Source organism: Pseudomonas sp. P4795 (genome assembly GCF_048822895.1).
In the GTDB taxonomy this organism is placed as follows: Bacteria; Pseudomonadota; Gammaproteobacteria; order Pseudomonadales; family Pseudomonadaceae; genus Aquipseudomonas.
Genome location: NZ_JBMFBT010000001.1, coordinates 455,393 through 474,857, shown reverse-complemented (window position 1 = coordinate 474,857; position 19,465 = coordinate 455,393). Strand labels below are relative to the sequence as shown.

General features: G+C 60.2%; 21 protein-coding genes. 10 read left to right on the top strand and 11 right to left on the bottom strand.

Features of this window, described 5'->3' with window-relative positions; genetic code table 11:
- Positions 1–47 precede the first annotated feature (47 nt).
- Positions 48–911, bottom strand: a complete 864-nt coding sequence (locus tag ACOI8A_RS02105) for a universal stress protein (protein WP_420649615.1) — start codon at positions 909–911, stop codon at positions 48–50.
- Positions 912–1,070: 159 nt separating this feature from the next.
- On the opposite strand from ACOI8A_RS02105, the gene ACOI8A_RS02100 reads away from it, so the two are divergent.
- The 3 genes from ACOI8A_RS02100 to ACOI8A_RS02090 all read left to right on the top strand — a co-directional run bounded on the left by ACOI8A_RS02100 (position 1,071) and on the right by ACOI8A_RS02090 (position 3,905).
- Positions 1,071–1,679: a tRNA-(ms[2]io[6]A)-hydroxylase gene (locus tag ACOI8A_RS02100; RefSeq protein WP_420649771.1), complete on the top strand. Its 609-nt coding sequence runs from the start codon at positions 1,071–1,073 to the stop codon at positions 1,677–1,679.
- A gap of 231 nt (positions 1,680–1,910) precedes the next feature.
- The gene (locus ACOI8A_RS02095; protein ID WP_420649616.1) at positions 1,911–2,618 is read left to right on the top strand and encodes a response regulator; all 708 of its coding nucleotides are present in this window, start codon (positions 1,911–1,913) and stop codon (positions 2,616–2,618) included.
- Positions 2,619–3,905 (top strand): ATP-binding protein, encoded by a 1,287-nt coding sequence (locus ACOI8A_RS02090; RefSeq protein WP_420651256.1) that lies wholly within the window; start codon positions 2,619–2,621, stop codon positions 3,903–3,905.
- A gap of 34 nt (positions 3,906–3,939) precedes the next feature.
- On the opposite strand, the gene ACOI8A_RS02085 is transcribed toward ACOI8A_RS02090, so the two are convergent.
- Entirely contained in the window at positions 3,940–4,791 is an 852-nt protein-coding gene (locus ACOI8A_RS02085; RefSeq protein WP_420649618.1) for a CAP domain-containing protein, read from the bottom strand.
- 202 nt (positions 4,792–4,993) lie between these two features.
- Here ACOI8A_RS02085 and ACOI8A_RS02080 point away from each other — a divergent pair, with 202 nt between their 5' ends.
- The gene (locus ACOI8A_RS02080) at positions 4,994–5,614 is read left to right on the top strand and encodes a cell wall hydrolase (protein ID WP_420649619.1); all 621 of its coding nucleotides are present in this window, start codon (positions 4,994–4,996) and stop codon (positions 5,612–5,614) included.
- Here the strand turns inward: ACOI8A_RS02080 and ACOI8A_RS02075 are convergent.
- Positions 5,611–6,498 (bottom strand): LysR family transcriptional regulator, encoded by an 888-nt coding sequence (locus ACOI8A_RS02075; RefSeq protein ID WP_420649772.1) that lies wholly within the window; start codon positions 6,496–6,498, stop codon positions 5,611–5,613. The genes ACOI8A_RS02080 and ACOI8A_RS02075 overlap by 4 nt on opposite strands.
- A gap of 103 nt (positions 6,499–6,601) precedes the next feature.
- Between ACOI8A_RS02075 and ACOI8A_RS02070 the strand changes: the two genes are divergently transcribed.
- Complete coding sequence (locus tag ACOI8A_RS02070) at positions 6,602–7,996, top strand: MFS transporter (protein ID WP_420649620.1); 1,395 nt, start codon at positions 6,602–6,604, stop codon at positions 7,994–7,996.
- Between the two features lie 66 nt (positions 7,997–8,062).
- Here the strand turns inward: ACOI8A_RS02070 and ACOI8A_RS02065 are convergent, their stop codons facing one another.
- The 4 genes from ACOI8A_RS02065 to ACOI8A_RS02050 form a co-directional block, all read right to left on the bottom strand.
- Positions 8,063–9,460, bottom strand: a complete 1,398-nt coding sequence (locus ACOI8A_RS02065) for a heavy metal sensor histidine kinase (RefSeq protein ID WP_420649621.1) — start codon at positions 9,458–9,460, stop codon at positions 8,063–8,065.
- On the bottom strand, positions 9,457–10,128 hold the full coding sequence (locus tag ACOI8A_RS02060; protein ID WP_420649622.1) for a heavy metal response regulator transcription factor: 672 nt from the start codon (positions 10,126–10,128) through the stop codon (positions 9,457–9,459). The genes ACOI8A_RS02065 and ACOI8A_RS02060 overlap by 4 nt, the downstream gene beginning before the upstream one ends.
- A gap of 11 nt (positions 10,129–10,139) precedes the next feature.
- Entirely contained in the window at positions 10,140–10,397 is a 258-nt protein-coding gene (locus ACOI8A_RS02055) for a DUF2790 domain-containing protein (RefSeq protein ID WP_420649623.1), read from the bottom strand.
- 248 nt (positions 10,398–10,645) lie between these two features.
- Complete coding sequence (locus tag ACOI8A_RS02050; RefSeq protein WP_420649624.1) at positions 10,646–11,359, bottom strand: murein L,D-transpeptidase catalytic domain family protein; 714 nt, start codon at positions 11,357–11,359, stop codon at positions 10,646–10,648.
- A gap of 150 nt (positions 11,360–11,509) precedes the next feature.
- Between ACOI8A_RS02050 and ACOI8A_RS02045 the strand changes: the two genes are divergently transcribed.
- The 3 genes from ACOI8A_RS02045 to ACOI8A_RS02035 all read left to right on the top strand — a co-directional run bounded on the left by ACOI8A_RS02045 (position 11,510) and on the right by ACOI8A_RS02035 (position 15,695).
- Positions 11,510–13,126, top strand: coding sequence for a L,D-transpeptidase family protein (locus ACOI8A_RS02045; RefSeq protein WP_420649625.1), 1,617 nt, complete (start codon positions 11,510–11,512; stop codon positions 13,124–13,126).
- Between the two features lie 88 nt (positions 13,127–13,214).
- Positions 13,215–14,123, top strand: coding sequence for a glutaminase B (gene glsB / locus ACOI8A_RS02040; protein ID WP_420649626.1), 909 nt, complete (start codon positions 13,215–13,217; stop codon positions 14,121–14,123).
- A 69-nt stretch (positions 14,124–14,192) separates the two neighbouring features.
- Positions 14,193–15,695, top strand: coding sequence for an aldehyde dehydrogenase family protein (locus ACOI8A_RS02035; protein WP_420649627.1), 1,503 nt, complete (start codon positions 14,193–14,195; stop codon positions 15,693–15,695).
- Between the two features lie 53 nt (positions 15,696–15,748).
- On the opposite strand, the gene ACOI8A_RS02030 is transcribed toward ACOI8A_RS02035, so the two are convergent.
- Complete coding sequence (locus ACOI8A_RS02030) at positions 15,749–16,408, bottom strand: carbonic anhydrase (RefSeq protein WP_420649628.1); 660 nt, start codon at positions 16,406–16,408, stop codon at positions 15,749–15,751.
- Positions 16,409–16,461: 53 nt separating this feature from the next.
- Positions 16,462–16,929, bottom strand: coding sequence for a cyanase (gene cynS, locus ACOI8A_RS02025; RefSeq protein ID WP_420649629.1), 468 nt, complete (start codon positions 16,927–16,929; stop codon positions 16,462–16,464).
- A 119-nt stretch (positions 16,930–17,048) separates the two neighbouring features.
- On the opposite strand from cynS, the gene cynR reads away from it, so the two are divergent.
- Positions 17,049–17,927, top strand: a complete 879-nt coding sequence (gene cynR, locus ACOI8A_RS02020) for a transcriptional regulator CynR (RefSeq protein WP_420651255.1) — start codon at positions 17,049–17,051, stop codon at positions 17,925–17,927.
- A gap of 83 nt (positions 17,928–18,010) precedes the next feature.
- Here the strand turns inward: cynR and ACOI8A_RS02015 are convergent, their stop codons facing one another.
- Positions 18,011–18,340, bottom strand: a complete 330-nt coding sequence (locus ACOI8A_RS02015) for a hypothetical protein (RefSeq protein ID WP_420649631.1) — start codon at positions 18,338–18,340, stop codon at positions 18,011–18,013.
- A 127-nt stretch (positions 18,341–18,467) separates the two neighbouring features.
- Here ACOI8A_RS02015 and ACOI8A_RS02010 point away from each other — a divergent pair, with 127 nt between their 5' ends.
- On the top strand, positions 18,468–18,839 hold the full coding sequence (locus tag ACOI8A_RS02010; RefSeq protein WP_420649632.1) for a hypothetical protein: 372 nt from the start codon (positions 18,468–18,470) through the stop codon (positions 18,837–18,839).
- Positions 18,840–18,851: 12 nt separating this feature from the next.
- Here the strand turns inward: ACOI8A_RS02010 and ACOI8A_RS02005 are convergent, their stop codons facing one another.
- Complete coding sequence (locus ACOI8A_RS02005) at positions 18,852–19,355, bottom strand: GNAT family N-acetyltransferase (protein ID WP_420649633.1); 504 nt, start codon at positions 19,353–19,355, stop codon at positions 18,852–18,854.
- Positions 19,356–19,465: the final 110 nt, after the last annotated feature.

The window sequence follows — 19,465 nt, the reverse complement described above, 5'->3', positions numbered from 1 at the left end:
ACAATATCCTCATGTAGGAGCTGCCGGAGGCTGCGATCTTTTGATCTTTAATGCTTCACCGCCAATTCCACCAAATGATCCTCAACCTCCTGCGGTTTGAGCACCAGCACATCACTCTCCAGCGCATCCAGCACGACCTCGGCAGTATTGCCGATCAACGCGCCAGACAAACCGGTGCGCGCTACCGTACCAATCACCGTCACCGCCGCTTGCAGCTTGTGCGCCATGAACGGTATCAACACATCCGCCGGGCCTTCCTCGATGTGCAGGCGTGCATCGTCAATATCGAATTCAGCCTGAAACGCCCGACATTGCTCGCGATATCGCGCTTCGATGGTTTCACTCAACTGCAATGCAGGGTCAGCGGCCGAAAGCATCGGCGACGGATGAGCGGCAATCACATGCAAATGCCCCTTGGCCAGAGCCGCAATGTCAAAGCCATGGTCGATGATGCCGGCGTGCAAATGGCGATGCTCGCCATCGGTATTGCCCACATCAACTGCGGCCAGAATCACCTTGTCCTTCCACGATCCAGAGGTTTTTACCAGCAAAACCGGGGTAGGGCAGTGGCGCAACAGCTTCCAGTCCGCCGGGGTCAGCAGGGCTTTTTTCAGCGCGCTGTCGGGGAAATGCTGTTTGATTACCAGCCCGCAACCCTCGGCCTGCTGCACGTCAACGATGGTTTCATGCAGGCTCTCGTTCCACGCCTGCTCGGTGGTCACGCTGTAACCATCCGCCAGCAGCGCCGATTTGAGCACGCCGAGCATGCCGGCATGGTCGTGCTTCTTGTCGCACACCAGCAGGTGCAAATGGGCTGAGGTCACCCCGGCGATCAGCTTGGCGCGCTTGAGCGCCAGGCTCTCGGCGTGTTCGGGTTCGATGACCACCAGGATGCTGCGAATGGCTTGCATGAGCGGAGTCTCCAGCAAAGAAAAAACACGGCGTTGCACAACTATAGTTGCTGCGCCCGTGCCCGCGAGTTGATGCATATCAACGCGGGCGACTGGTGGTCTGCGGGCAGGCCGGTATAATCGGCGCCCTTCGCTCGAACACCTTTAGCCGTGAGCCTGATGATCTTTCCCGAAATCCACGAATTCCTTGGCTGCCGCACGCCCGATGCCTGGGTGCAAGCCGCACTGGCCGACCAGGAAACCCTGCTGATCGACCACAAGAACTGCGAGTTCAAGGCCGCCAGCACCGCGTTGAGCCTGATCGCCAAGTACCACTCCCACGTCGATCTGATCAACATGATGTCGCGTCTGGCCCGGGAAGAGCTGGTGCACCACGAACAGGTCATGCGCATCATGAAGCGGCGCAAGATCGAGCTGCGTCAATTGCACGCCGGCCGTTACGCCTCAAGCCTGCGCAAAGTCGTGCGCAGCCACGAGCCGGTGAAACTGGTCGATACGCTGGTGGTCGGCGCTTTCATCGAAGCACGCAGTTGCGAGCGTTTCGAAGCGCTGGTGCCGCATCTGGATGAAGAGCTCGGCAAGTTCTACTTTGGTCTGCTGAAAAGCGAAGCGCGGCATTATCAGGGTTACCTGAAACTCGCTTATCAGTACGGTGACGCCAAGGACATCGGGCAAGTCATCGAACGCGTGCGCGCTGCCGAGCAGGAATTGATCGAATCGCCGGATGCCGAGTTCCGCTTCCACAGCGGTGTACCAGCCAGCGCATAACCCTGTAGGAGCTGCCGCAGGCTGCGATCTCTTGATTTTGCTTGTAAAGGGCAACGTCAAAAGATCGCAGCCTTCGGCAGCTCCTACAAAGATTGTTAAAAACTCTTAAGAGTATGAAACATCATCGAAAACCGGCCCTTGCGGCCGGTTTTTGCTGTCTGCGGTAAACGTCTCGCCAGTGAATGCAGCCATAATGCCAGCCACTTCAAAAAGCAGTTGGCGGCGGTTGGTATGGATAACCTGGGTTTTGGCAAAGTCCTGCTGGTGGAGGACGACGAGCGCCTCGCGACACTCATTGCGCATTTTCTCGAACAGCACGGCTACGAAGTGCGCACGGTGCATCGCGGCGATCTGGCGGTGGCAGCGTTTGTCGAATTTCAGCCGAAAGTGGTAGTGCTTGACCTGATGCTGCCGGGGCAAAGCGGCCTGCACGTGTGCCGGGAGATTCGCAGTGTGTCGGATACGCCAATCGTCATCCTTACCGCCAAAGAGGACGACCTCGATCACATTCTCGGGCTGGAATCGGGCGCCGACGATTACGTGATCAAACCGATCAAACCACCGGTTTTGCTCGCGCGTTTGCGCGCACTGCAACGGCGCCAGGTGCCGGACAGCGGTGTAGTCAATTCACTGGAATTCGGCCAGTTGAACATCGACCGCAGCTGTCGCGAAGTACGTCTGGTCGGCGAAGTGGTGGAGATGACCACCATGGAATTCGAACTGCTGTGGCTGCTGGCGAGCGCCGCCGGCAAAGTGTTGTCGCGCGACGATATCCTCAACCGCATGCGCGGCATCGCCTTCGATGGCCTGAATCGCAGCGTCGACGTGTACATCAGCAAGTTGCGCAACAAGCTCAAGGACAATCCTCGCGAACCGGTGTGCATCAAGACCGTGTGGGGCAAGGGATACCTGTTCAATCCGTTCGCGTGGGAGTTGTAGATGCTGCGGTTATTTCTCGGGCTGTTTCTGGTGATGACGGTCGGCCTGGTGCTGGCGTTGCAGACGGTCGAGCACACCTTCAATGCGCTGCTCGACAATCAGATGAAAGCCTACAACCGCGAGGCGGTCCGTGGTCAGGCCTGGTCGCTGATTGAGCACATGCGCGACCAGCAAGGCCCCGCTCGTGAACAGCAGTTGGAGGCTTTGCGTCCGCATTATGGGTTGACGCTGAGTCTGGTCGAGGCCGATCAACTGGCGCTGGATGAACAGGAAAAAGCCGAACTGGCCCGAGGGCTGTTGGTCACGCGTGACAATTACACCCAGTTCATCAGCAACATCGACGGCGGGTCGCAAGTGCTGAGCATCAAGCTGCCGCCCGAGCCGAGTCTGATGACGTTCTACATTGTCGGCGCGTATCTGATGCTGGCGGTACTGCTCGGTTTCGTCATGTTCTTCTGGGTGCGCCCGCACTGGCGCGATCTGGAGAAACTGCGGCTGGCCGCCGAGCGTTTTGGCGACAACGACCTGTCGTCGCGTATTCAACTGTCCAGGCGCTCGAACATTCGTGATCTGGCCGAACACTTCAACTTGATGGCGGCACGCATCGAAAGCCTGATCGCCAACCAGCGCGAGCTGACCAACGCCGTGTCCCACGAATTGCGCACGCCGATTGCACGTTTGTCGTTCGAACTCGACCAGCTCAAGCAGCAACCTGATCCAAATCAGAACCGCGAGCTGATCGCCGATATGTACGCCGATCTTGGCGAACTGGAGGAAATGGTTTCCGAACTATTGACCTACGCCAGCCTTGAGCGCGGTGCCACGGTGATCACTCGCGAGAACATTCAGGCGGCCGACTGGCTCGACAGCGTGGTCGGCAGTGTCGCGCTAGAGGCCGAGGCGGCGGGGGTGCAGTTGCTGATTTGCGACTGCGAGCTTGAGCATGTACGCATCGAACCGCGGTTCATGGCGCGCGCCGTGATCAATCTGCTGCGCAATGCGATTCGCTATGCCGAACAGCGCGTCGAGGTGTCATTGGTGCGCACTGGCGATTATTACGTGGTGCAGGTCAACGACGACGGGCCGGGGGTGCCGCTGCACGGGCGCGAAAAAATCTTTGAGCCGTTCTCGCGCCTCGACGCCAGTCGCGACCGCCGCACCGGCGGTTTCGGGCTGGGGCTGGCGCTGGTGCGGCGCGTGTCGCAGTCCCATGGCGGACAGGTTGAGGTCGGCGATTCCGCGTGGGGCGGGGCATCGTTCCGCATGACCTGGGCTCATCTGGATTAATCACCGCACACATACCTTGTGAGGGGCTTGCGGGTTATGGCGCGCCGAACATCGCGGTCCAGTAAATCCCCGCGTCGCTCTTCGGATCTGTCGCATACGCCGCGCCCAGTTCGCGATATTGCGGGTTCATCAAATTCGCGCAATGGCCCGGACTGGCGAGCCAGCCGTCGACCACTTTGCGCACGGTGTCTTGCCCGGCAGCGATGTTTTCGCCAACCAGTTGGCCGCTGTAACCGGCCAGTTCCGCACGGTCGCCTGGGGTGCGGCCGTCGCGATCCTTGTGGTCGAGAAAGTTGTTGTTGGCCATCGCCCGGCTGTGGCTTTCGGCAGCGCCACCGAGCACCGCGTTCCACGCCAGTGGTGTGGTTGCGGCGAATGCCTGGCCGCCGCACTGACGCGGCTGACTGCGTGCAACGTTGAGTTGCTCAAGCAATTTCTGTCCTTCAGTTTGCCCGTCGCCAAGCCGTGCCGTCAGCAGCGGCCGCGCGAGCACGATGCGCCAGTCGCGATCGTTATGGCTGACGCCGACATCGACGAACTGTGGATCGAGCACCACCTGACAGAAGCTCTCCTGAATCGCCTTCATCGCCGACGTCGCATCGCGTGGGCCGTTGAGGGTGATGGCTTGTACGTTGACCATCGGGTAACTGGCGCGGGCCATCGCCTGTTGCAAATCGACGGCGCCGCTGGCGGACAGAATCAGCCGTGGGTCGGCCGACAGTGGCGGCAACTCGTTGGAGGCTTGGCTGCCGCAACGCTGCGGTTGGCTGCGGTAGTTGTTGATCGATTCGACCAGTTGCGATTCGTCGCTGGCCATGGCCGAAGCGGCAAACGCCAGGCCCACGGACAACGCGGCAAATCGCAGAACGGATGACATGAAGCGCATGGAAATCTCCCTTGGGCTGAATGCGCCCATGATGCGCGAAAAGCCCCGGTTTGGGGCAATGGATTTTTTGCTTGAAACGTGGAATTTTTGCGCTTGAGGTTGGGTCAGTATTTGCCGTCTACACTCTGCGCAGGCCCCGCAATCCGGGGGTCTCAATCACGTAACAACTTGCCCGGACCGGGCTCTTCCGGAAGAATCGATCATGCGATTGAACGGTTTTCTTGTGTGTCTTGCGTTAACCCTGCTGACCGGCGCTGCCAGCGCCACCGATCAAGCGCCAATCAAAGCCAGGGCCGAACAAAAGGCCCAGGTGCTGGAAGAAAAAGCCGCTGACAAACCCAACGCCCCGCCTGCAGCAAAATCCGAAGCCATCACCCCGAAAGAGGTGCAAGCCGTCGACCCGGCCGGCATCGCGCCGCTGGACGATCCGATCACCTGCCTGGCGCGCAGCATTTATTGGGAAGCCAAAGGCCGGAACACTCCCGAGATGGAAGCGGTGGCCAGCGTGGTGATGAACCGCCTCGGCCACGACGGGTTTCCAGGCACTGTTTGCGAAGTAGTCAAGCAGGGTTCGGAAACCAGGAGCTGCCAGTTTTCCTGGTGGTGCGACGGCCGCTCGGACCAGGTCAAGGAGGACGCCGAGTACACCCTGGCCAAGAAAATCGCCGGCAAGGCACTGAACCGTCAGCTCAAGGATCGCACTCGCGGCGCGTTATATTTCCACGACCGTAACGTGCATCCGAGCTGGGCCAGGGAGTACACCAAGACCGCCGAGACCGGCAGGTTTCTGTTCTACAAACCCAAGAACGGCGACGCGCGTTAGGCGCAGATTTCGCGCACTAGATTGCGCAGCCAGCGGTGCGCCGGATCGGCATCCATGCGCGGGTGCCAGAGCATCGAAACGTTGATGTCCGGCAACAGCAGCGGCAGGTTGAAACTGTGCACGCCGGCGCGCAGGTTGGCGGTGTGACGCTCGGGCACGCTGGCGATCAGATCCGAATCGCGCACCAGTGCCAGTGCGGCGGAAAAACCGCTGACGGTGGTGACGATGTCGCGGGTCAAACCCAGTGCCTGCAATGCCTCGTCTATTGGCCCGCTGTTGCGTCCTCGATGTGACACAAGTACGTGTCCGCCGGCGGCGTAGCGTTTGGCGCTGAGCTTGACCGCACTCAATGCATGACCCTCGCGCACCACGCCGATAAATCGGTCGCGGAACAGGATGCGGCTGTGCAAGCTGTCGTCTGTGTTGTCGCTGACCACGCCGGTTTCCAGATCGACCCGGCCGTCGCGCAGCAGCGTGCTGTCCTTGTCGGTTTTTTGCACGAAGCGCAGGCGTACATTTGGCGCGTCAGATGCGATGCGCGCGAGCAGGGCGGCGGCGAAGGTTTCAACGAAGCCGTCGCTACTGCGCAGGGTAAATGTGCGCTGCAACTGTTTGAGATCGAGCACTTCGGCGGGGCGCAAAACCGCTTCGGCTTGTTGCACCAGCAGCGCGACGCGTTCGCGCAATTCCAGCGCGCGCGGGGTTGGCACCAGCCCGCGACCCGCGCGAACCAGTAGCGGGTCACCAGTGGTTTCACGCAGACGGGCGAGGGCGCGGCTCATGGCTGACGGACTCAGGCGCAACTGCTCGGCCGCGCGGGCGACGCTGCCTTCGCGCAACAATACGTCGAGGGTGATCAACAGGTTCAGATCCGGTGCGCTCATGACATGGCGTTTCATGCAGGTATCGAGTGCAAAGCATGCGTCTTCCGCCTGGTGCTGTCGAGTCATAGGCTGCTCTTCATCATTCCTGTGTCGAGAGCACTTTATGTCGCAAACAACTTTGAAAAATTCCGCGCGTTGGGCATTGATCAGCCTGTGCCTGTCGATGCTGATGCCGGCGCTCGACACCAGCATCGCCAACGCCGCGCTACCGATGCTGGCCGCCGCTTTGGATGCATCGTTCCAACAGGTGCAATGGATTGTGCTCGCGTACTTGTTGGCGGTCACCACGTTGATTGTCAGCGTCGGGCGCTTGGGGGATTTGCTTGGGCGGCGCAGGTTACTGCTGACCGGCATCGGGATTTTCACGCTTGCTTCGTTGTGCTGCGCGGTGGCGCCGAGTCTTTGGTGGTTGATCGGCGCGCGGGCGGTTCAAGGGCTGGGCGCGGCGATCATGCTCGCGTTGACCATGGCGCTGGTGGGCGACGCTGTACGGAAAGCGCGGGCCGGGAGTGCCATGGGGTTGCTCGGCACGATGTCGGCGGTTGGTACCACGCTGGGGCCTTCGTTGGGCGGGTTGTTGATTGCGCAGTTCGGCTGGCCGTGGATTTTTCTGATCAATCTGCCGTTGGGGTTGCTCAATGCTTTTTTGGTTTATCGCTATTTGCCGAAGGATCAAATCAGCGTGGAGGCGATGCGTTTCGATCACCCGGGCACGCTGGTTCTGGTGTTGAGCCTGGCGGCGTATGCGCTGGCTCTGACGCTTGAGGACAGTCTGTGGTTGCTGCTGATCAGCCTGTGCGGGGCCGGGCTGTTCGTTTACATCGAAAGCAACGTTGCGGTGCCATTGATTCGTTTGTCGTTGCTTAAAAATGCGCGGCTCGGCGCGAGTCTGACGATGACTTTGCTGGTGACGACGGTGGTGATGACCACGCTGGTGGTCGGGCCGTTTTACCTGACGCGTGGGCTCGGGCTGGAGGCGACTGCGATGGGTTTGGCGTTGTCGGTCGGGCCGCTGGTTGCTGCATTTGGCGGCGTCCCGGCCGGGCGGTTGGTGGATCGCTTTGGTGCACCGCGCATGGTTAAGGTCGGGCTGTTGGGGATGGGTGGCGGTTGTGGGTTGCTGGCATTGCTGCCGATGTCGCTCGGTCTGATCATCTACTTGCTGCCAATTGCTTTGGTCACTGCGAGCTATGCGCTGTTCCAGGCCGCCAATAGCACCGGGTTGATGGCCAATGTCAGCCGCGATGAGCGCGGGCTGGTATCGGCACTACTCGGACTGGCGCGCAATCTCGGGCTGATCACCGGCGCTGCGGCCATGGGCGCAGTGTTTGCCTGGGCTACCGACGACCCGACCCAAGCCCCTGCCAGCATGATTGCCAGCGGCTTGCACATCACCTTCGGCGTCGCCACGGCGCTAATCCTCGCAGCCCTCGTCATCGCCAACACCGAGAAAAAACTGTGGGAGCTGGCTTGCCGGCGATTGGGCCGGCAGGGCTGATATTTTTGCTGACAGACCCACCGCCATCGCTGGCAAGCCAGCTCCCACAGGGTTCTTTGGTGGATGTTAAGTTCGGGCGGGGAAGAACAGTTCGAAGCAGGTCACGCCCTCGGCGCTGCTGACGCTGTAACGGCCATGGTGCAATTGCATGATGGTCGCGACTATCGACAGGCCAAGTCCGTTGGACTGGGCGGAGCGTTCGCGGGATTGATCGACGCGGTAGAAACGCTCGAACAATCGCGGGAGGTGTTCGGCGGGAATAGTTGCGCCGTGGTTGCGCACTCGCAGATAACTGCCGTCCGCCTCGGCAATCGCTTCCACTTGCAAGATCGAATCCGCCGCGCCGTACTTGATCGCATTGGCGCACAGGTTGGCCAGCGCACGTCTCAACAGCATCGGCTCAGCCCAGATCACGCCGCTGCCGCTGGCCTCGATGCTGATCCCGACATCCGCCGCCAGTCCCTCGAAATAGTCGGCGATGCGCTGCATCTCATCAAAAGCGTCCAATTCCTGACGCTGACTCAAGGCACTTGCCGGATCGGTGCGGGCGAGAAAGAGCATGTTGTCGAGCATCCGCGTCAGGCGTTCCAGTTCCTCAACGTTGGAGGCGAGCAACTGCTGATAGGCGTCGATGCTGCGATGTTGTTGCAGTGCAACCTGGGTTTCGCCGAGCAGATTATTGATCGGCGTGCGCAGTTCGTGGGCCATGTCGGTGGAGACCTGACTCAACTGCGCGAAACCCTTGTTCAGCCTATCAAGCATGGCGTTGAACGCTTCGATCATCGGTTGTAACTCACGAGGCGTACCCTGGCTGTCGAGGCGCTCACCGAGGTTGCCGACGCCAATCCCGTGCGCATGCTGCGCAATCCGCCGCAACGGCAGCAGCCCGCGATACACCAGCAAACAACCAATCAACGCCAGAATCAGCGCCGCCAGCGAGGCGAGGCCGTAAACGCTGAGTCGGTAGTTGGCGAGCATCGCCGTGCGTTCGCTCATCAGGCGGCCGGTGAGCACTTGCAGATGGCCCAGCTCGCCAGAATCGATGGTCGCCGCCACTGCGGAAAACGGCACGCCGCTGATGCTCGGCAAATGCTGCACATCGCTGAGTCCCATCGGGTGATCGACCGGCACCGCGGGCAGGTTCGGCATCGCCAGATTGCCCGGGTTGACCACCAGCAACGGCGGCTGGCCCGGCGTGCCGATGCTCAGCAGTGCCTCGCGGTTGCCGAGCATGTTCTGGAACAGCGCCGGTTTGGTCTTGATCAGCTCCAGCGTATTGCTGTCATTGAGGAAGGTGCGCAACTGATCGACGCGGCTGACCAGCGCAATGTCATCGCGGCGGATCAATTGTTCTTCCAGTTCGCTGTACAACGCCGCGCCGAGACCGGCCAGCGAGCCGAACGCGAGCAGGGCGAACACCAGCGCCAAGCGCAGCGTCAGGGAATAACTGCCGGCAGCTTTCATGACTGCGTATCGAAGCGGTAACCGATGCCGCGCACGCTGTGAATCAGCTTGAGCGTGAACGGATCGTCGATCTTCGCCCGCAAACGGCGCACCGCGACATCCACAACATTGGTGTCGCTGTCGAAGTTCATGTCCCACACCCGCGAGGCGATCAGCGAGCGCGACAGCACTTGCCCGGTGTGGCTGGCGAACAGTTGCAGCAAGGCGAATTCCTTGTTGGTCAGGGTGATGCGTACCCCGGCGCGGCTGACCCGACGCTTGGGCACGTCGATCTGCAGATCGGCGATTTGCAGCTGTTCGTCTTCATGGATCGGCCCACGCCGGGTCAGGGTGCGCAGACGCGCCACCAGTTCGGCGAAGGAGAACGGTTTGATCAGGTAATCGTCGGCGCCCAGTTCCAGACCCTTGACGCGGTCGGCGATGTCGTCGCGGGCAGTCAGAAACAGCACCGGTGTATCGGCTTCCTTGCGCAGCCGCCGCAGGACTTCCCAACCATCCATTTTCGGCATCATCACGTCGAGCACGATCACGTCGAAGCTGTGCTCCAGCGCCAAGTGCAGTCCATCAGCGCCATCGCGTGCCAGGCTCACGCTGTAACCCAATTCCTGCAAACCGTTGAGCAGATAATTGCCGGCCTTGGGTTCATCTTCGACAACGAGGATATTCATGGGCATGGGCCTCAATGGTCATTGGTGCAACCGCTGCCTTGCACCTGGTAGTTCAGCACATGCTCACGGCCCTGATGGTCGAGGTAGTTGAGCTGTGCCGGAATCACGCCGCAGGCCTGGGAAATATCAGTGCTGGAGAGGACTTTGTCGACATCCAGATGCACGAAGACCCCGGTTTTATCTTGAATCACGGCGGTGTCGGGCATGGATGATGCGAAAACCGAAGCGCTGGCGAGGAGGGCGGTGAAGGCGAGGATGAGGGTTTTCATGATGAGTCACTCAAGTGTTGAAGTTGACCGGCAAGTGCGCCGGAACAACTTCAGGCTACCGAGCGATCCGCTCGGTAAACCGACAACTCAATGACAAATCTGTAATGAAACCCCGCAGGTCGAAACTGTAGGAGCTGCCGAAGGCTCGGGCCGCGATCGGACGATCTTTTGATTTGATCTTCAAAAACAAGATCAAAAGATCGCAGCCTCGTTGCACTCGACAGCTCCTACAGGGGCTATGCGTTGTGTCAGCTGCCGTGAGTGCTGAGGATGCTCGCAATCTGCTGCGGCTTGCAGTTGAGGTACGGCGAGGTTTTCAACCAGCGCTGATCGGGATACCACGAGAACATGAACTGGCCGTTCTTCAAACGATCGATCACCTGTTTGGCAATCTGCGGACGCACCGCCGGGCAACCCTGGCTGCGACCGATGCGACCTTGACGCTTGCTCCAGAGCGGATTCACGTAGTCGGCGGCGTGAATCACAATCGCCCGGTCGCGGGCCATGTCGTTGAAGCCCGGTTCCAGACCGTCCATGCGCAGCGAGTAACCGTGGGTGCCTTCGTAGCTTTCCTGCGTGCGGAACAGGCCGAGGCTCGACTGAAAACTGCCCTCACGATTGGAAAACTGCGTGGCGAAGTTTTCCCCGGAATTGGAGCCGTGGGCGACCAGATCGCGCAGCACCAGTTTTTTCTTTTTCAGATCGAAGATCCACAGCCGGCGGGCGGTGGAAGGTTGCGAGTAATCGATGATCGCCAGGTGCTGCGATTGCCGGGCGCCGTTGTTGATCGCGCACTGCATGGCATTCAGTGCACCTTTCAGCGCCTGGGGATTGAGTTCCGGCGCGGCGTGGGCGAGGCTGGTGTATAAAACCGGCGATGGGCTGCCGGCGGCAAAAACCGGACTGGTCACCACACCCATGGCGGCGGCAGTCAGCAGAAGTCGGCGCAAAAACGTCAACATGTAAAAAGTATCCTCGCTTGCTACGTGTTTGCCACTTAGGCTCCTGACGTCCAGTCGTCCCCGGCAGGCCCGCGAATCGCGCCTGACTGTTCACCGCACCTGATGTAAGGTTGACCGTCATCGAGACGGCCATGGATTGGAGTAAAGCAGTTGTTCAAAAAGTACGCATCCTACTTGAGCATTTGTTTGCTCGCAGCGCCGTTTGTCGCTTGTGCCGAAGAGGCGCTGGCGCCATTGCCGACGTTGTCGCAGCCAATCCCGCTACAAGCGCCGGTCGAACCGCAGAGTCCGTTGCAGGCGGTTTTGCTCGGTCTGCCGCAGGCGTGTCCGGCGGTGGCTACGCGTCTTGACAGTGCGGCACTCGATCAACTGCGCGCGTTCTATCAACAGCAAGACTGGCTGCCAGTCTGGGCTGACAGTGGGCAATTGGCGGCCCTGCATGCGCAAGTGCAACTGTTGGCCGACGATGGCCTGAACCCGAAACGCTACCCGGTGGCGCTGACCGCGCCGCAGGACGGCGAGCTGTGCGCCGACATCGAAATCAGCCGTTATTACCTGCAAGCCTTGCAGGATTTGCACTACGGCAGCCTGCTGCAAAAGCACTTCGAGCCGCTGTGGCATTCCGACGAAACGCCACGGGATCGTCAGACCGAACTGCTGGCAATCGCCGTGCCGGGCCTGCATGACGTTGCAGCGGCCTTTAATCTGGCGCGCCCGCAACTGGCGCAGTATCAGAATCTGCGACAGCTTTACGCCGCCCAACGCTTGCAAGCATTGCCGCACTGGCAGTCAGTCGGTAGCGGGCCGCTGCTGCGCCCGGACATGGAAGACAAACGCGTGCCGGAACTGGCGCAGCGTCTGTATAACGAAGGCTATCTAAGCAGCGTGACCGGCACGCCGGACAACGCCTATCACGGCGTACTGGTCGAGGCGGTGAAGAGCTTTCAGCTCAACCATTCGTTGCAGGCTGACGGTGTGGTCGGGCCGGGCACCATTGCTGAAATGAACATCAGCCCGCTGACGCGCCGCGAACAACTGCGGGTCAATCTCGAACGTTTCCGCTGGATGGCCCAGGATCTGGAACCCGATGGCCTGTTGGTCAACGTCGCCGCCGCCGAGCTGACCCTGTACCAGAACGGCCAACCGGTGTGGCAGACCCGCACCCAGGTCGGCCGCGCCGAACGGCAGACGCCGCTGCTCAAATCGCGCGTGACGCGCTTGACGCTTAACCCGACCTGGACTGTGCCACCGACGATCTGGAAGGAAGACAAGTTGCCGGAAATCCGCAAGGATCAGACCTTCCTCAGCCGGCACAATCTGCAAGTGCTCGACGCCAACGGCTTGCCGCTGGCAGCGGAAGATGTCGACTGGGATCATCCGGGCAATATTCTGCTGCGTCAGGATGCCGGACCGCGCAACCCGCTGGGGCAGATGGTCATTCGCTTCCCCAACCCGTTCTCGGTGTACTTGCACGACACGCCGAGCAAAGCGTTGTTCGACAAGGGACCACGCGCGTTCAGTTCTGGCTGCGTGCGCGTCGAACATCCGTTGAAGCTGCGCGACTTCCTGCTCAGTCCCACGGAAAAGGCGCGCACCGACACCTTGCTCGCCACCGGCACTACGCATGAGTTCCGTCTGAGCAATCCGGTGCCGATCCTGATGACTTACTGGACGGCGCAGGTCGATAGCCAAGGGCGTGTCATGTACGCGCCGGACATCTACAGCCGCGACAGCGCGTTGCTCACCGGGCTGAATCGGGTGCATTGATCCGCTAAAGAGTGTGATTTGAAGTGCGCTTGGCGCGTCTAGCCCCAGTGTCCCCACAATCCCACGGGGCGTGACTGCGGAACCCGGCATGCAAGCGCTGTTGAACGAGATCCTTGACGCTGTCCGGCCCCTGATCGGGCAGGGCAAGGTGGCTGACTACATTCCCGCCCTCGGCACCGTCCCGCCCAATCAATTGGGCATCGCCGTGTACGGCAACGACGGCGAAATGTACTGCGCCGGCGACGCTGATACGCTGTTCTCGGTGCAGAGTATTTCCAAAGTCTTCAGCCTCGTGCAGGCCATCGAGCATTCTGGCGAAGCGATCTGGCAGCGCCTCGGGCATGAACCGTCCGGCCAGCCATTCAATTCGCTGGTGCAGCTGGAATTCGAACGCGGCCGCCCGCGCAATCCGTTCATCAACGCCGGGGCGCTGGTGATCTGCGACATCAACCAGTCACGCTTTGCCGCGCCAGCATTGTCGATGCGCGACTTCGTTCGGCGCCTGTCGGGCAACCCGCAGGTGATGGTCGACGGCAAGGTCGCGGATTCCGAATACCAGCACCGCGCACGCAACGCCGCGATGGCGTATCTGATGCAATCCTTCGGCAATTTTCACAACGATGTGGAAGCGGTGCTGCGCAGTTATTTCAGCCACTGCGCGTTGCGCATGAGTTGCATCGACCTGGCGCGGGCGTTCTGTTTCCTCGCCAACGACGGTTTCTGCAAGCACAGCGGCGAGCAGATTCTGACCCGGCGCCAGACCCAGCAAGTCAACTCGATCATGGCCACCAGCGGCCTCTACGACGAGGCCGGCAACTTCGCTTATCGCGTCGGTTTGCCGGGCAAGAGCGGCGTTGGCGGCGGCATCGTCGCGGTGGTGCCGGGGCAATTCACCGTGTGCGTGTGGTCACCGGAACTCAACGTGGCGGGTAATTCGCTGGCGGGCATGGCAGCGCTGGAAATGCTCAGCTCGCGGATCGGCTGGTCAGTGTTCTGAACCTGTGTTGCGTTGAGAGGGGCCAACCTATACATTTTCCGGCCGCCCTCAATATGGTGAATCCGCTCCATGTCTCTCGCGCTCGAACGTCTCGTCGCTGGCACGCCAATCCCTTTCGCCGGTAACCGCGTCACCGTGGTCAGCCCCGAACTGGCCGAGCGTTTCCGACCCGGCGATCACCTGCTGGTGGAGCAGGTGAGTGGCGAGTTGTTGTTGATTCCGGTGGTGGATCAGCAGGCCGCATCCGTGGCCATTGAAAGTGCGGCGACGGCGTTCACAGCGTTGTCTTCTGTGTCAGATGAAGCGATCAGCCGCTTCTTTGATCTGTTCGCTCAGCGTCTGGAAAGCCCGGACGCGTGGGCGTTGATTGAAACCGCCAACCTTGCCGACATCGAACGCGCCAAGACCCGTGGGCGTTCCACTACACGCTTGCTCGCCGATGAACGCATGCGCCGCGACATGATTGCCGGCCTGCGCGCCTGGCGCGATGCGCCGGCCACGCGCGGCAAAGTTATCAGCTGCGTCGAGCACGACGGCTGGAAGGTCGAGCAAGTGGTGTCGCCGTTGGGCATCGTCGCGTTCGTGTTCGAAGGTCGGCCGAACGTGTTTGCCGATGCTGCCGGCGTTTTGCGCACCGGCAACACCGCGGTGTTGCGCATTGGCAGCGATGCGTTGGGCACCGCGCAGGCAATCGTTGCTCACGCACTGAACCCGGCGCTGGCCGATGCCGGGCTGCCGGCGGGTGCGGTGTCGTTGGTAGAGAGCGTCAACCACGCTGCCGGTTGGGCGATGTTCGCCGATCGGCGCCTGTCGCTGGCCGTCGCGCGCGGTTCGGGGCGGGCGGTCAGTCAGTTGGGCAGCATCGCTCAGCAAGCCGGTACCGCCGTCAGCCTGCATGGCACTGGCGGTGCGTGGTTGATTGCTGATCGTGATGCCGACTCTTTGCGCTTTGCGGCGGTGGTGCGCAACTCGCTGGACCGCAAGGTGTGCAACACGCTAAACGTGTGCCTGATTCAGCGTGAGCGTGCGGCTGAGTTGGTGCCGCTGTTTCTCGATGCCTTGCAGCAGGCTGGCAGCGCTCGCGGTCAGGGCTGCAAGTTGCACATCGTTGAGGGCAGTGAAGGTTATCTGCCGCAGGGTTGGCGCGACGCGACGGTCGAGGTTTATCGCGCCGAGGGTTATCAGACTGAAGCCCTGGCCGAACCGTTGCCGGAAGGGCAATTGGGGCGCGAGTGGGAATGGGAAGAAACGCCGGAAGTCAGCCTGATGATCGTCGATGATCTGGATCAGGCGATTGCGTTGTTCAACCGCTACAGCCCGCAGTTCACGGTGTCGTTGATCAGCGAAGATCTGCTTGCCCATGAGCGCTTTTACCACGCGGTGAATGCGCCGTTTGTGGGTAATGGGATTACGCGTTGGGTCGATGGACAGTACGCCCTGAACAAGCCGGAGCTGGGGCTTTCGAACTGGGAGAGCGGGCGCTTGTTTGCGCGCAGTGCGATTCTTTCCGGGGATGGGGTGTTCACGGTGCGTAGCCGCATGAGCCAAACGGATCTCACGGTAAAACGCTGAAAACACCGATCCTGTGGCGAGGGAGCTTGCTCCCTCGCCACAAAGTGAGTGTTTCAGGCGGCATTGGTCGTTTGGGCGTACACCGCGCAAGTCGCCGGTTGTTCAGCCAGCGGCACAAAAGTGCGGCGGTCTGAGGACAGCGCATCAATCGACCCGGTCTCGATGTCGTACACCCAGCCATGCAGATTCAGCAAGCCTTTCTCCTGCGCCAGGCGCACGCTCGGATGGGTCTGAATATTCGCCAGTTGCGCGATGACATTCTCGCGCACCATCGAACTCAACTTGGCCGCGTCATTCGCATGTGGCCGGGCTTCGTTGACCACTTTCGCCGACTCGGCATGTTGCAGCCAACCGCTGACTGCGGGCAGGTGATCCATGCATTTGCACTGCGCGATGGCGGTCATTGCGCCGCAATCGGAATGTCCGCAGATCACAATGTCAGTCACGCCAAGCACCGCTACTGCATATTCCACCGTCGCTGAAACACCACCCGGATGCGGGCTGTAGGACGGCACGATATTGCCGGCATTGCGAATCACAAACAGCTCGCCGGGTTCTTGTTGGGTCAGCAGTTCCGGCACTACGCGGCTGTCGGAGCAGGTGATGAACAAGGTGCCGGGATGCTGCGTCGTGGCCAGATGTTTGAACAGCTCGGTGCGCTGCGGGAATACTTCGTTCTGGAATTTCAGGAAACCGTCGATCAGGGCTTTCATGTGCGTGTCCTCTTGGAAAGTAGGCCCGCACAGAAAGTGCGGGCCGGTGCAGATCAGAACGGACGCAGCGGCAGGAACTTGCCGTCGAGGGTGACCACGGCACGCGAGCCGCCTTCCGGGTCTTCGACTTTCTTGATGTCGAGTTTGAAGTTGATCGCGCTGATGATGCCGTCGCCGAACTGTTCGTGAACCAGGGCTTTGAGGGTGGTGCCGTAGATCTGGATCATCTCGTGGAAGCGGTAGATGGTCGGGTCGGTCGGCACGCCGTCGAGGCTGCCGCGCAGCGGGATGATTTGCAGGGCGGCGACGTCGGTGGCGCTCAGTTCCAGTTTGTCACCGACCACTTCAGCGGCGGCTTGCGGCAGCGGATGCTGACCGAGCAGGGCCGCGGTGACGTAAGCCACGCTCAGACCGGTGCCGTCGGCGAGATCCTGCCACGAAAGTTTTTTCTGTGCTTTGGCGTCAACGGCGCGGGTGGTCAGGGCGATGCGGCTGTCGTTGTAGGCTTGGGACTGGTGCATGGTGTCGCTCCTTTCGGGGTTGGCTTGCTGTGTGGGACTGATCTTCTGCTCAATCATCCATAGCGTCCAAGACCGATATACAATGCCACGCATAAGTCCTGCCTATAGATGGTGATCCCATGCTGCTGCGACATTTGCGTTATCTGCTGGCCGTCGCCGATCACGGCGGCTTCACCCGCGCTGCCGAAGCGTTGCATGTGTCGCAGCCGACCTTGTCGCAACAGATCCGCCAACTGGAAGAAAGCCTCGGCGTGAACCTGTTTGACCGCACCTCCCGCTCGGTCAAAGCCACCGATGCCGGCCAGGCCTACATCGAATGCGCGCGTCGGGTGCTGGTGGAGCTGGAGGCGGGTAAACGTGCATTGCATGATGTGAAAGATCTGACCCGCGGCACGCTGCGCCTGGCCATGACGCCGACATTCATGGCGTATCTGGTCGGGCCGTTGGTGCGCGATTACGTGGTGCGCTATCCGGGGATTCATCTGCAGATTTTCGAGCTGTCGATGGACGATATCGAGGCGGGACTGGCAGATGACTCGCTGGATATCGCCATTGCATTTACCCCGGTGCGTAACCCGGACATTGAATGCATTCCGGCGTTTGTCGAGACGTTGGGCGTGATGGTCGGGCGGGAGCATCCGCTATATGCGAGTGCTGCGGTGCTGACGCCGGATGACCTCGCGCAGCTGGATTTCGCCTTGCTGGCGCCGGAGTTCATCACGCGCTTATCGATTGACGAGTATTTCCGGCAGCATGGGATAGCGCCGAAGGTGCAGATCGAGGTGAATTCGGTGAGCACGTTGCTGGAGGTGATTCGGCATGCGCCGCTGGCGACGATGTTGCCGGAGGCGATTGCCACCGAGGATCGCGCGTTGCGTCGGTTGGTGGTGACGGGGGAGGCGCCGCAGCGCGGGGCGGCTTTGTTGCGGCGCGGCGGGAATTATCACAGTGCTGCTGCGTTGGCGTTTGTGGACTTGGTGTTGGAACGAAACCCGTGAGCAACGCTGTTCACGTGCAGCGAAAGTAAAAAAGGGCCTGCTCCATTTTGGAAGCAGGCCCTTTCTGTCAGTTAGGTTCTAACTCAGCAAAACCGATCAATCACCCGAACTTCACCCTTGTTCTGCAGCGAGTCCCACGCCTGTTTCAGCGTTTGCAGAACACTCCCGATGAAATCCTTGTCGGCTGCGGCTTTTTTGCCGACATAACCGTGACCGCGACGGTACATCTTCAGGCGGGCCGCAAGGTTCTGGTGGTTCTGGTCGAACTCGGCCTCGCCGGTGTGCGGCGACAGGCAGTCGATATGCACTTGGCCCGACTTGCTGATCCAGAGAATGTGGCTGTCGTGGCTGTCTTTTTGCGCAGCGAACATACGAGCCAGTTCTTCGATGGTGGGTTGATTGTTCAGATTCATGATTTTGCCCCTTGACCAGTCTGGTGATCTTTCAAAGTTGATTCGCTAATACAGGTAGCCCATCGGTTAGTTGATCCCTGGCACCGAAACCAGGACGTCAGCGCTCGCCCGTTTGAAGTACGGGGTCATGCTTCTGTTGCATGTAGTCGTGTTGAATAACTGCTACGCAATAGCGTCACAACGAGGAGAAGCAGCGAAAACCGGGAGGCTCCTTGACGACATTTACCGTGTCGACCACAAGCGTCTTGAGAATTTTCGCCAGCGCTTCTCGTCCTTGTACTGGACGTTCAGGCCAGGTCAGCTTCTTCAATCTGCCTTGTGGGCAGCGTGTATCCGGAAAAAACAACTCGGCGGTCAGACGAGTTTGCTCAAGCGTGTTACCAGTGCTCCCGATCGGGGAGACGTCTGCATCATGCAAAAGCAAAACGATGCCGTCAACGGTTTTGTAGTGATTATTTTCAAGCACTACATATTGTCGGACAAAGTCATTCCGGAATGAGAAAAGTTGCCCTCAGGCAACGGGAGCGGGGCTTTTCAGGCAGTAGAACGTGCACGGGTAACCGTCGACGGATTTTTCATGCAGAGTGAATTCGCCGCCGCTCAAATCAGGTATGACCTTGGCCCAGAAGCGCTGTGCCGGGAGGTTGGCGTCGATATGGAAAATTTGCCATTGACCGGGAATTCGGCTCAAGAGGGCAGAGACGACAAACTGCGCGACGCCTTGGCCACGAAAGCGTCGGCTAACGAAAAAGTAGCCGATGTTGTGTTCGGCGCCGTCGAGGTGGATGTCGTTATCCACGGTCACGAATCCGGCAAGTTCGCCGTCAACTTTGATCAGGAAGGGTTGGGTGGCAGGTTGGCGCCAGTAATCGAGTTTCGGCTGGATGCTGAAGAAGCCATGTTTGCCAAGTTTCAGCGGCAGCCATTGGCTGAGATCGTACATGTAGAACTGCATCAGGTTTTCGATAGTGTCCAGTTCGTCGCGCTGGGCGGGGTGCAGTTCGATGTTGGGCATGTTTGTGAACCCCCGGGCTGGCGACGACAGAAACAATAGTGTGAATCGGGCTCCTGTGGCGAGGGGATTTATCCCCGTTGGGTCGCGTAGCGGCCCGTTCTTTGCCTAAA